This is a genomic window from uncultured Pseudoteredinibacter sp., assembly GCF_947500695.1.
Taxonomy (GTDB): domain Bacteria; phylum Pseudomonadota; class Gammaproteobacteria; order Pseudomonadales; family Cellvibrionaceae; genus Pseudoteredinibacter.
Genome location: NZ_CANMSS010000005.1, coordinates 235,280 through 247,617, shown reverse-complemented (window position 1 = coordinate 247,617; position 12,338 = coordinate 235,280). Strand labels below are relative to the sequence as shown.

General features: G+C 45.3%; 11 protein-coding genes. 6 read left to right on the top strand and 5 right to left on the bottom strand.

Going from position 1 to position 12,338, the window contains the following annotated elements:
* The first annotated feature begins 245 nt into the window (after positions 1-245).
* The 3 genes from Q1A08_RS11715 (at position 246) to Q1A08_RS11705 (ending at position 1,401) form a co-directional block, all read left to right on the top strand.
* Complete coding sequence (locus tag Q1A08_RS11715; protein WP_299773064.1) at positions 246-425, top strand: hypothetical protein; 180 nt, start codon at positions 246-248, stop codon at positions 423-425.
* Between the two features lie 10 nt (positions 426-435).
* On the top strand, positions 436-609 hold the full coding sequence (locus Q1A08_RS11710; protein ID WP_299773062.1) for a hypothetical protein: 174 nt from the start codon (positions 436-438) through the stop codon (positions 607-609).
* 525 nt (positions 610-1,134) lie between these two features.
* On the top strand, positions 1,135-1,401 hold the full coding sequence (locus tag Q1A08_RS11705; RefSeq protein WP_299773060.1) for a hypothetical protein: 267 nt from the start codon (positions 1,135-1,137) through the stop codon (positions 1,399-1,401).
* On the opposite strand, the gene Q1A08_RS11700 is transcribed toward Q1A08_RS11705, so the two are convergent.
* Entirely contained in the window at positions 1,394-1,810 is a 417-nt protein-coding gene (locus tag Q1A08_RS11700; protein WP_299773059.1) for an energy transducer TonB, read from the bottom strand. The genes Q1A08_RS11705 and Q1A08_RS11700 overlap by 8 nt on opposite strands.
* Positions 1,811-2,063: 253 nt before the next feature.
* Between Q1A08_RS11700 and Q1A08_RS11695 the strand changes: the two genes are divergently transcribed.
* Positions 2,064-2,822, top strand: coding sequence for a methyltransferase (locus tag Q1A08_RS11695; RefSeq protein ID WP_299773058.1), 759 nt, complete (start codon positions 2,064-2,066; stop codon positions 2,820-2,822).
* 50 nt (positions 2,823-2,872) lie between these two features.
* Here Q1A08_RS11695 and Q1A08_RS11690 read toward each other — a convergent pair whose 3' ends face one another.
* The 3 genes from Q1A08_RS11690 to Q1A08_RS11680 form a co-directional block, all read right to left on the bottom strand.
* Positions 2,873-4,759, bottom strand: coding sequence for a DUF3604 domain-containing protein (locus Q1A08_RS11690; protein ID WP_299773057.1), 1,887 nt, complete (start codon positions 4,757-4,759; stop codon positions 2,873-2,875).
* A gap of 154 nt (positions 4,760-4,913) precedes the next feature.
* Positions 4,914-6,680 carry an amidohydrolase gene (locus Q1A08_RS11685; protein WP_299773056.1) on the bottom strand — a complete coding sequence of 589 codons (1,767 nt, stop codon included), beginning with the start codon at positions 6,678-6,680 and terminating at the stop codon, positions 4,914-4,916.
* Positions 6,681-6,755: 75 nt separating this feature from the next.
* Positions 6,756-9,080, bottom strand: coding sequence for a TonB-dependent receptor (locus Q1A08_RS11680; protein ID WP_299773055.1), 2,325 nt, complete (start codon positions 9,078-9,080; stop codon positions 6,756-6,758).
* A 199-nt stretch (positions 9,081-9,279) separates the two neighbouring features.
* Here Q1A08_RS11680 and Q1A08_RS11675 point away from each other — a divergent pair, with 199 nt between their 5' ends.
* Positions 9,280-9,906, top strand: coding sequence for a TetR/AcrR family transcriptional regulator (locus tag Q1A08_RS11675; RefSeq protein WP_299773054.1), 627 nt, complete (start codon positions 9,280-9,282; stop codon positions 9,904-9,906).
* 3 nt (positions 9,907-9,909) lie between these two features.
* On the opposite strand, the gene Q1A08_RS11670 is transcribed toward Q1A08_RS11675, so the two are convergent.
* Positions 9,910-11,550 (bottom strand): NAD(P)/FAD-dependent oxidoreductase, encoded by a 1,641-nt coding sequence (locus Q1A08_RS11670; RefSeq protein WP_299773053.1) that lies wholly within the window; start codon positions 11,548-11,550, stop codon positions 9,910-9,912.
* 219 nt (positions 11,551-11,769) lie between these two features.
* Here Q1A08_RS11670 and Q1A08_RS11665 point away from each other — a divergent pair, with 219 nt between their 5' ends.
* Positions 11,770-12,321, top strand: coding sequence for a PadR family transcriptional regulator (locus tag Q1A08_RS11665; protein WP_299773052.1), 552 nt, complete (start codon positions 11,770-11,772; stop codon positions 12,319-12,321).
* Positions 12,322-12,338 lie beyond the last annotated feature (17 nt).

Below are 12,338 nucleotides of genomic sequence, written 5' to 3'. Positions count from 1 at the left end.
GAGCAAAAAACTAGATTACAAACGTCGCAAGATAGGAATCACCAATGCAAAGGAAGAAGCGGCCATTAACAAAATATAGGTATCAACATGAAAACACTTAGCAATAGCACTCTACATTTAATCTCCGGCGGGTATTTCAAAGATAGAAATTGGAATATAAGGCTAGATAAAGACGCAAACACCGACCCATCACTACCATTCGCTCAGTCGTTAAACAAACTTCAACTACTATAGGAGAGATACCGATGAAAACACTACAAAAATCTAACGTAAACCAGGTTTCGGGTGGACTCATTCCGATTGGAGTTGTAATTGTTGCGCACGTTGCCGCTAGAGTTGCAGCTCGATACGCAGCTAGAAAGATTGCTGCAGCAGCTGTTACCGGCGCTGCGGGTGGTGCTACAACCGCGATTTTGGAAGACTAAGGGGTTAGAAATGAAAGTTCTAAGTAAGAAACAGACACAACAAGCTTCTGGCGGTCTCTTATTTGTACCTGTAATCATTGCTATAGGGAAAGTAGTTACCTATTCAGCGGCTGGGGCAGCGGGTGCCGCTGCGGGGTACTACACTTACAAAGCAACTAAAAAAGCTTTGAAAAAGGCAGACTAGGCGACAGTGGCTGGAAACAGCCACTTTTAATTCGGTAGAAAAATATGAAATGCCCAAAATGTAACTATGATATGTCGTTATCCCAAAGATCCTCCATCCTAGTTGCACTTGCGTGTCAATGCCCGCACTGTGGGGAGTTAGCAAAACCAAAATGGATTGATAATAACAAAAAGTACATGCTATTAAACTTTGTGATATTCGTATCCCTATCGCTATTAGACTTCCATGAGTTAATCGGGAAAAGCGATGACGTTTGGATTTGCGGGTTATTCAGTTTCATAATAATCACGCCCTTGATCTCTCTACTTTCGCCACTTGTAGAAGACGATGATATTTAATACAGAGTTTTATTGGATAAAGTCCCTGCAGGCCATATTGCCTACTAAATTAATCATCATGATATCTGCTAATTAGACTTCTCAGAAATTACATTCAAAACCTAAGAAAAGAGATGAAATATGCAATTTACATAGAAGCACATTAAGCTTAAAGAGTTTTGGTCACACAAAACAAGGAAATATAAAAATGAAAACAGTATGCGCCCTTTCTTTGCTCCTACTCACGGTGGTGCAGCTTGATGCAGGAAAGCATCTAGAAGCGATAGGCTACTTGGGTATCTTCCTGGTTACTATCAGCTTCCCCTACTCATTTGAAGAGCTTCGCAGTACTGTAATTAGCTTTAGCAATCCACTTCCAGCAAAAGAAATTGATTTAAGCCAGACGCTTGTGGCATACGCGGGTACATTTCTGGTTTTAGTGAGTCTTATCGGCGATATCTCTAAAACTATCTAAACGAATAGCCCATACGAAATTTACACTGCACCTCGACAGCCTTGCCCTGATGGTAGGCGGGCTTAAAAGTCCACTCATCGACAGCGGCGGCGGTATGATTGAAAAACGCTGGGTGGGTAGATTTAACATCCTCTACATTCTTCACTCGACCATGAACGTCTACCACTAAGGACACAATGGATTCACCTTGCTGTCTAGCCATTAATCTTTGCGCTGGATAGATCGGAGATTTACCTGAGAGAAATACAGGCTGAGTATCTGTAGCTGGCTGACAGTTTTCGAGCTGCCTGCTCGGGAGATCTTGCTTGTTCTTATAGCCTTTGTTTCGTGGAACCACTTCACAGGCCGCCAAGCTAACAACAAGCGCCGATAAAACAACAGAAAGCGCTGGATAATTTTTAGACAGCATGTAGACATCCTTTTCAATAAACGTTGACTCTTAAAAAAACAGTAGCGGTGGGGCTCGTTCCCTTTAACAAGCTATTTAATCTATCGTCAAGCTTTCACCACTCACCGCCATATCAGCTCACCTTAGCGCATTGGGAGATAGAGTCAACACTAAGATCTTCTGCTTGAATGTTAATCTTTAAGCCGAAGCAAACTATTGCTACTGACTGCAATAACCCTACTAAAATAGATAAATCATACTCTAGGATCTCATTATGCGATTTAGCTCCGCAATACTCATTACCTCCCTCGCGCTTAGCGCCAATAGCTGGGCTGACAGCTTTGATAGCACGAAAAGCAAAATTGAAGCCGCCATGAAGGCCGACATTCGAACTGAAAAAGAAACTGCGCGTGATCGAAACCGTAAGCCCGTAGAGACTTTGGAATTTTTTGGTCTGCGCGACGATATGAAGATCGTTGAATTTATCCCTGGAGGCGGCTGGTACACTAAATTGCTGGTGCCAGTAGTAGCTGAAAAAGGCGAGTACCATGCGGCTCTAGGTACCAGTCGTATTAGTAAATCTCTAGCGGATAAAGCTGGCTTTGAGAAAATGAACATCGCGGAAAACGACGCTAAGTTTAGCCGTCAGCCAGGAGCTCGATTTTCAGATCTAGAGCTTAGTAAAATTGGCGTAAAGAACGCCGATATCGTTTTTACCTTCCGTAACTACCATAATTTGAGCGACGGTGGCCGTGCGGCTATGAACAAAGCCGCTTGGATGGCATTAAAACCGGGGGGCATTTACGCCGTTGTCGATCATACAGCACGCCATATGGAAGCGGGCAATAACAGCAATCGACGCCGTTTCGACCCAGTAAAAGCCATTAAGGAAATTCAGGCCCTAGGCTTTGAGTTCGTAGATTATAGTGACATTCACTACCGCGAAGATGACGAGCTTCGCTATGAGGTTGGCGCTAAATCCGTAACCGGCAATACCGATCGCTGGACACTAAAATTCCGCAAGCCTAAATAACCCCTCGCAATTAAAGTAGCGCCTCTTCTGTGAGGCGCTAACAACCCTATTTATTCTTCAACTACACTGCTTACCCAAATTGGTGAAGAGTAAGCCCTTTCCTGAATTAAAACTGGCTCATCATTCGCTTTATTCAAGCCCAGTGCAATCGCATCATATTGAGAATGACGCATTGTAGGCAACTCTAGCACCCTTATATAATAGAATGCTTTCTCCTTCGGATTAAACTCTGGATCTTTCCACTTGACAAAAAACTGCCGAGCTCCTTGCTCATGATTAAACCGCCCGGTTCTTAGATCAATATCCACCTTTGCTGCTGCGAGTCGGCCTTTCTTATCAAGCGCCCTATCTCCATGCCACGCGATATTAAATACCTTTTCCTGCAAGCTCCCCTGCTCGTCCAACCAGCCCTTTACTATTTGAACCCGATCCAGCCCGATAGATTGCTCATCTCGTTTTACTTGCACCAAAAAGTCCGGAGAACTCGAATCAGAATCGAGGAGGAGGTCTCCTCCCATCGGCACTGCTAAGCGATAGGCTTGTTTTAGCTCTGTCCCGTTAAGGTTTTTAATACTGGATAAATCACCACCTGCAAAAAATCGCAACTGAATACGCGTGCCTGTTGTTGCATAAACTTCTCGGCGTCGAAACGCATCAAAGATTGCTTGCCTACTATTCTCACTTGCCCAGACGGCCGCTAAACCTTGAGCAGACATAGACCATCCACTTACACGACCGTCTATTCGTGTATCGGCTTTATTCTCAGGTATGGAATCCCTTACCATTTTTCCGTGAAAATTATTTTCTTCGGTTGATGACAAGCCTGTATGAGTATCACTAGAACCAATAAAGCCAAACTTGAATGGGTTAGCACCATAACGCTGTTCCAGCTCTAGGCCTCGCTTTAAGGCGGGGCGGGCAAAACTGCCCGCCTTTGCCTTATAACTACTATCGTCGGCCCCCTGCTGAATAATAAAGTTGTAACGCTCGAAATCAGCGAACACATCATCAGGAGAGAGTACCGGATGAGTCTCTGAATCACCCTTGAACTGGGTCATTTCTATAACCGGTTCCCAACGTCGACGTTGATCGATGTAAAGCTTGTCCATTTCACGCCCATCAATGCGACGATCAGGAAACATAAAGCCATTAGATATATTTGGATTATGTGGAATCGCTATAAACTCGGACTCGCTCGCCTTACTTGTTTTATCCAGCCAATTCCAAAGATCTTCTGGATACTGGCTTTGATCTGAACCAAAAGGAAGATAACGTAAGGCTTCGCTGGCGCCATTGGGTGTTATGACGACTCTATGAAGGTTATTGCCACTTGGCGTTGATGACCACTCCCAGCCTATAATCGCACTAAATTTACCGGGCTGATTGTGCTTTTCAGCCGCATCCACGATCTGCTTCCACGCCGTTGTTTCAATGTGCTCAGTATCACCAAAGAAACCACTGGGCGGCTCATTATTCAGATCCGTTACTGGATCACCTTGTGGATTTTTAGGTGGTTTAGGCTGATTGTCTGATTCAATCTCATGGCCAGTTCCGGCAGAAATTTTATAGCGCAAAATACGGGTCAAGAGCCAACGTTTTACACTCGCCCAAAACCCTAATTCTTGATAGTGCTCATCGCTTTTATACGCTGTCTCGATCACACCCATAAACTCGGCATGATCTGCAACTACCATGAAATCTAAGGGGCGATTAATTTGCACCCTCGCCTTACTGTATGGATGAACCAGGGGCTCCCCTTGGGCCCAGCGAAAAGCCTCATCTGGACCAATGCTAAGATTACCACTTAAAAAAGAATCGAAAGATAACTTGGTATGGACATGGGTATCACCCCACAGCAACTGATCGGCTTCTTCAGATGCAAAAGCAGCTGGCATTAAGAAAGCTGCCGCTAAGCAGCAAGCAACACGTATATTCATGGCACAGCACCTCAATGTGGATGCTTAGAATATATACTAGTTATAACTAACTTTTCAAGTGAAGGCCTTTTACTTAAGAGATAACGCAAACAAAAACAAGGAACCCTATATATTCATCCTTGCTATATAGGGCTGGTATCAATCTCTCCTCTATTTACAAACCCATCTCAGCTTCTATCGCAGCCGACTCGGCACCACGCTGATAAATAAGCTCACCATTAAGAATCGTACGCTCTACTTTTGCTTTATGTATTTGCTGTGGTGGCAAGGTGAATAGGTTTTCTTGCATCACGATTAAATCGGCCTTTTTCCCAACTTCAATCGAACCCAACTCCTTCTCACGATTGATTTGGTAGGCCGCATCAATGGTATAGCCCCGTAACATTGCATCTAGGCTGAACGCTGACTCGGCTCGCGGCTGAGCTTGGTTAGGGCTATTACCCGGCAGGCTTCTTGTCATACCTGATTCAATTTGAGCCATTGCAACTAGGCCTGGTAAACCGCCACTTACTGGAAAGTCACTACCAAAGGTTACCTTACCGCCACTGCGATAAATATCAGCAAAGCTATATAAGCGTGAGGATCGATCTTTACCAAGCACCTTGGTGGAATGTGCACGCTCCATACCAAACCATAGTGGCGTCGTTTGTGCGACAACATCCAGTTGAGCAAAGCGCTTATGATCTTCAGGGCGAACCAGCTCTGTATGCGCTGTAGAAAAACGATTGCTACTATTAGGATTGCTTGTGCGAGCAAACTCAAAGGCATCCAATGCCTCCTTAATAGCTCTATCCCCTATGGAGTGAATATGGATATTAAATCCGGCCTTATCTACGGACAGCACCAAATCAGCCAAGCTTTTGCCTTCAAGTATCAAGCCGCCATAGTTACTTGTGTCATTTAGATAAGGTTCAATTTGAGCCGCCGTTTCGGCCTCTGTGGTTCCATCATTGTGGATCTTTAGAGTGTTCGGCCAAACCAAATCAGATTTATATCGCTTATAAAGTGATTGTAGATCAACAACGGCACTGCCTGCCTTGCCTGGATCCAATAAACTTAGCGAGGTCATCATGCGGGTTTTTAGCTGCCCTTCTTGCTCTAAGGACTGCAAAGCTTGATGCCCTGTTTCTGTCATACTGAGCATGCCTGCATCAAAAACCGTGGTATAACCCAGCATTGGAAACATCGGCATTAAGTCACTCAATTGTTTTTTTACATTTTCAGCCTTATAAACGCCAAGGGCTTCTACAAGAGGTTCTACAGCCTGGGTTTCCAATGCGTAACCCGTTGGTTCACCGTTTTCATCGCGCCGATAAAAATGTACGCCGGGTACAGGATCCTTCGAGTGCTTATCTACTCCTGCCAAGGCTAGAGCTTTTGAGTTGGCCCAGGCACTATGACCACCATCATCAAGAAAGACGATGGGCCTTTTATCATCTAGCTTATCCAATATTTCTTTGCGCGGACCTGCTTCTCCGAAACTATCCGCATAAAAGCCAAAGCCAAAAATAACAGGAGCGTCTGCATTTGCCTTTAGATATGCTTTAGTTTGCTCAATGTATGATTCAACGCTGGGTTTCTCTACATTAAAGACTAAGCCCGACGCCAACACAGATCCGAATACCGGGTGCGCATGAGTTTCGATTAATCCCGGTAACATCAGCTTACCGTTTAGATCGACTCGCTGTGCACCTTGATCCAGATAAGCTTTCTCACCTTGAAAATCGCCTACGTAGACAATGCGATCATCTTTAATAACAACAGATTTCGCCCAAGCCTGCTCCGGATTCATTGTGTAGATTTGGCCATTACTGTAAACAGTGGTGGCCGCAAATATTTGTGTACTAAAAAGACCGGCCGCTAGGCCGGTAAGAGCTTTACAACGCAAAACACTGCTCAGAGATTTTTTCAACTTCACCATCAGAATCACCTATTCGGAAACCGCCTTCTCAGAAAGCGGCTTCTTTCTTTGACTTATGTTATTTAATCGAAGGATTTACCAATCGTAAGAAAGCTCTAAGGCCCAAGTTCTAGGCATACCTTGCACCCGATTAAAGCTTCCAAGGTCATCAGAGCTACGGCTTAAGGTATAGGATTCATTAGTCAAATTATTAATCCGTAGAGCCGCCTTCCAATCTGCCGCTAGAGGTACCAGTTCGAAACGCATACCCAATAATGAATAGGCTTCAATGCCAAATAAGGCTCTGTCTAGATCGGTGCCGTAGGCAGCATCAGCATTAACATCATCTCGCCAACTGTAATTCACAGAACTGTTAAGTTCATAGTTTTCACCAAGATTAGTATGATGATCGAGCTGGATTCCTAAACTGTATTTAGGTGCAAAAGTGCGCTGCAAGCCTTGAAGTGGAACTTGCACACCGTCTGGATCTAAGCCTATGGTCGCGCTATCGGAAATGTTTGCATCCAGATAGTTAGCCTGCAAGGAAAGCTGCAAGCCCTCTATAGACTCTGGCAAATAGACAAATTCTAGTTCCACACCTTTATGTTCAGCATCTCCTAGATTGCCCAGTTTAGTGAGCACTTCACCCAATTGATCGCTAAACACTTGCGTAAAGCCTTGCACATCTTGGTAATCGTAGTAATACAAAGCGCCGTTGAAACGTAGGCGACGATCCAATAAATCTGTCTTCCAACCCAGCTCATAGGACCAAATAATTTCCTCATCGTAGGCGCTAAGCTCGGCTTCACTAAAGGCAAAGCCACCAAAGAAGCCGCCAGATTTAAAACCACGGGTCGCCTTAGCGTAAAACAAAAGATTGTCATCCGGCGTCCAATCCAATCCTATATGTCCAGAGAAGTGGCTGTCTAAGTCGGCTTTTTGATTAACATTATTCAACCAGAAGAAAGGAGCCAATACCCCGTCGCCATTGATATCGATACCACTGGCTTCCGATTCAAAGAATCGATAATTAATCAGATCTTTATCTTCCTTGGTGTAACGCAACGAGCCATGCAAATTCAAAGCTTCTGTGAATTGCCATTCCAGCTGGCCATAAGCCGCTAGCGATTGGGTTTCTTGTGTAAAGGCTCGATACCCTATTGCAGGAAAATCAGCTAACTGGCTAAGATCGGTATCACGTCGTGCCTGGATTTCTTCATCGCTGTAGTTTGTTCCGAATAACCAATAGAGCTCTTCAGAAAACTCTCCTTGCCAGCGAAACTCTTGTGACCAACCCTTTAACTCACTTTGGCTTAACTCATGAAACAAGGTGAGGTGGGAAGCGTCAAAGTCGTAATCTTGCTTAAAGTTATAATCCATCACTGTAGTAATGGACGTAAAACTCAGGGACTCACCCTCCCAATTCCAACGCATATTGGCACTACGCCAATCATTATCTAGAGCATTAATTGGATTAGATGTTGTCTTGAAGCCTTGAGAATCTTGCTCACTTGCCAACGGCCCGGTGCCGGAATCGAATACAAAATTCGACAAAACATTCGCTAAAGTAAAACACTGTTCATTAGCTTGACCACCTGCTGCGACACTAGGGCAGCGAGCCGAAGCATCGGCCAATAGGCTTGCCTGACCTTGCGCTAAATAGGTTTCGGATTTATCACGGCCGGCATCAAGCTTTAATAACATTTCGGTGTTTTCGTTTAGCTGCCAAGCTAGTTGAGCTCGAACAGCGCTAAAATCTTGATCGCCATACTCGTCATCAGCTTCTGTTACCAAGCTGTCCTGCCAGCCACCGCCTTGGCTCGTTACCGCCGCCACTCGTAGTGCAACCGAATCGCTTAGGTCAAAACCGCTAGCGGCTTCTATGCGACTTTTGTTCCAACGACCATAGCTTGCTCGTAGATAACCATTGCCTTCTTCGCCCACTTTTGCGGCTCTGGAGTTGACCCTAACAGCACCACCGCTAGTATTACGACCGTACAAGCCACCTTGCGGTCCTTTTAAAACCTCTACCTGCTCTATATCGAATAAACCAATGCCACCTAAGACATTGGAAAACATGTAGGCCTCATCGTAAAAAATGGCCGCTGTTGGTGTGTTGTTGGGGTTGAAGTCTGATAGGCCTACGCCTCGAATCACCCAAGTGGGTTGACCTGATCCTCGATCATCGAAAATTTCTGCGCCGGCTACGTTCTCGGCTAGCTCCTGCAAGCCAGTGTTACCCAATTTGGAAATCTGATCGCCATTAAATGCGCTAACAGCTACAGAAATATCTTGGCTACTCTGATCACGTTTTTGGGCAGTGACTACCACCTCTTCAAGCCCTGCAGAGCTTTGTGCTTTAACAGCGAGTGGTAAACAGGCAAGAGCAAAGCTGGCTAAACCTATTGCTTGGCGATTCATAGTCGACTCCGATGTTATTATATGAATGATTATTCACATTTATATTGCAACAAGGACAACACAGGCGTCAACCAAAGTGAATAATTATTCACCTAACCCTTTTGGGGTAATTGGCTAGGATACTGCTGACAACAGGGCGTAGCTGTGAAATCGGACATGCTGCTATACTGCGCGCTAAGCCATTGATATATAGATTATTATGAGCAATAGCCTGAAAAAGCAGCCCAGCCAAAAAAGGTCTCAAGAGCGGGTACAAAAAATACTAGTAAGCTGCAGCGATTTGCTTCGCAAGGAAGGCCTGCAAAGCCTAACCATGCCCAAATTGGCAAAAGCAGCCAGTGTATCGGTTGGCTCTCTGTATCAATACTTCGAGAATAAACAAGCCGTTTTGCAGGCCCTGTATGAAGACTACCTACTAACACTGCGGCGACTCATCAGTGATTTTTTACCTGAGTTGGAAGGCTATCAAGACTGGAAAGAAGGAATGGGGCAACTCCTGGAAAACCTGTTCGAGGCAGAGCAGGCTTCCGGGACAATGAGCGAGCTTAACCAGGCTATGCAGCTTTACCCCGAAATGGAGGCTTTGGACGAGCGCCACCAAAAAGAGGTGAGCGCCCTTTTAATTCAAGTACTCAAACACTACGACTTTCCTGGTAGTAAATCGCAGCTAGAGCAGCTGATGAACTTCACTTATGCAATTAATATTGGCACTTGGTCTTATCGCACACGCTTTAGTAGCCCCAAGCAACTTAAGCAGGCGAACCACTGGGAGAAAGTGGCCACCATCGCTGTTCTTGAAGACTATCTATTAAGCTTTGAGGGCTAACAATTAACTAGCCTCTTTGTAGTTTTTAAAAAGCCCCATTACCTCTTTGCCTCGGCGCAACCCGAGAATACGCATAGTGCACATCACCCCGCCCATGAGACCGCCGCCAACTCCAGCGGTCATAACATCGGCACCGGTCATATATAGATTATTGATGTCCGTTTCTGGGTGCATACAGGCCTTATCGAATCGCTCTACCCAGTGATCAACACCGTAAATCTCACCGGCGCTATTGTGTTGGTAAAACTGAGTAGAAAGCGGAGTAGATAGCTCGTAGTAATCCAAAGCTTCTCGAAGCTGAGGGCGCTGCTTAAATAGTTTTTCTAATAGCTCTTTAGCAAGCGCTTCTTTTTTAGCTTCATAATCATCACCACGTTGCTGCCACATGGTTCCCTGCCAAGGCTCGTAATCTTCGATATTGGCGATCGTTACAATTTCTACCGTGCTTTTGTCGGGAAAGCGCTCATCCCACTGCGGGTCTTTAGTGCTTGGAAAAGAGATATAAATCAATGGAAAATCGCTGTGCTCGCCTTTTCGAAAAGCGTCAACATTTCCCTCGTGGTCCCCATTAGGGTAAATCCATAGATTGGTAGTATCCAAGCCCAAGGCCTCTTTATTGCCTTTAAAACCTGCGTAAAGGCAGTAACTTGAACTCGAGTGATTTAATTTCTCTTCGCCTAACCATTGTTGCACATTGTGCTGCGCCCTACTGGCTTCTGGGTATAACTTACCGAGTGTTTTATGCAATCCGATATTGCTCACAACCACATCGGCGTAGAGTTCATCACCATTGGCCATCTTAACGCCGTAGGCTTTGTTATCTTTTACCAATACTTCTTCAACTTCGGCATAGGTGAAAACCTCACCCCCGCTGACTTGAATAGTTGGAATAATGGAACGAGCAATTTCACTGGCTCCGCCCACTGGGTAAGCGCCACCGGCAAGATAGTGTTTTGCGATAAGCGCGTGCATTAAAAATGCTGCATCGCGTGGCGTTTGACCGTAATCACCCCACTGACCAGTGAGCACGCTGATCAAGTCCTGATTGCTAGTTAGACCTTCTAAAACCTCACGCGTGGACTGAAAAAACTCCTTACGAACTAACAAGGGGCGAACGCGTTTGTATATGGCCGCCATCCACCGCGGCATGGCTTGGCCTGCAAAAAACTTAGGGGTCGAGCTGGACATATCTCGTATCAAAGCGACGTAATTCTCAATCGCTTCACGTTCTTGGGGAAAGTGCTTTACGAGTTCTTCAACAAAGTTATCGCGACCGGCTACAAAATCATGAGCCTTATCAGCAATGATAATTCGATCATAGACAGGGTCCATCGCTGCCCACTTCAAGCGGCCATTGCTGAGCACATCAAACATGCGCTTCATGGTCGATGGCTTATGTACCTCGCCAATGTAGTGTACTCCCACATCCCATTCATAACCTTCACGTTCATAGGCATGGGTGTAACCACCGGCAGTATAGTGTTGCTCCAACACACAGACTTTTTTACCCAACAAAGACAATAAAGCAGCTGTCGTTAAGCCACCCATTCCTGAACCGACGACAATGACATCGTAATGTTCATCAGCACGCCCTGTGCGGTAACGTTTACCGGTCCGAACATTGACTTTCTTTGCTTTAGCCATAGCAGCTCTCTTCTTATTGTTGGTTTTAATCGCTAAATCAGCTTAATCAGATAACTGTGACAAGCGCTAGCTCCGCCCATCAGCAATATGCAACTTGTTGCATATCATTGTTTACTAGAGTATACGAGCGAGATCCGTTATGCAAACTTTTGCATAAGAGGTTTTCAGGCTACAATAGCGGCGCACTCACCCATTAAGATCACTAGATATTAGGCCCCAATGTCTTTAAAGCACGCCATACTCACCCTTTTGGAAACCGAAGACGGGACGGGATACGACCTACTCAAGCGCTTTGAGGACCACCTAGGATATTTTTGGAATGCGAGCCACCAGCAAATTTATGCTCAGCTTAAAACGATGCATAATGAGGCCCTTATCGACTACCAGCTAGAAGCCCAAGACGATAAGCCCGACAAGAAAATATACACCCTCACCGATTCAGGAAGACAGGCACTCTCAGAGTGGGTTCAACAACCTCTCAAACTAGGCAAAGTAAAAGACGCCCTTTTAGTTAAAATCTACGCGGGCCACCTAGCCGATAAAGAGCAGCTACTAGAAGAAATGTTGCACTACCGAGATAGCCACAAGCGAATGCTACAAACCTTTCTGGCCATTGAAAATGAATACCACAGTAGCAGTAAAAAGAAGCAGCATGAGTTAGCTATGCCCTACTTGACCTTACGCCGAGGCATCCTTGGTGAGAGGGCCTGTATTGAATGGGCTGAAGAGGTTATCAACTACCTACAAAAAACAAACAGCAGGGGCCAATAAATAACCCCCGCCATTGC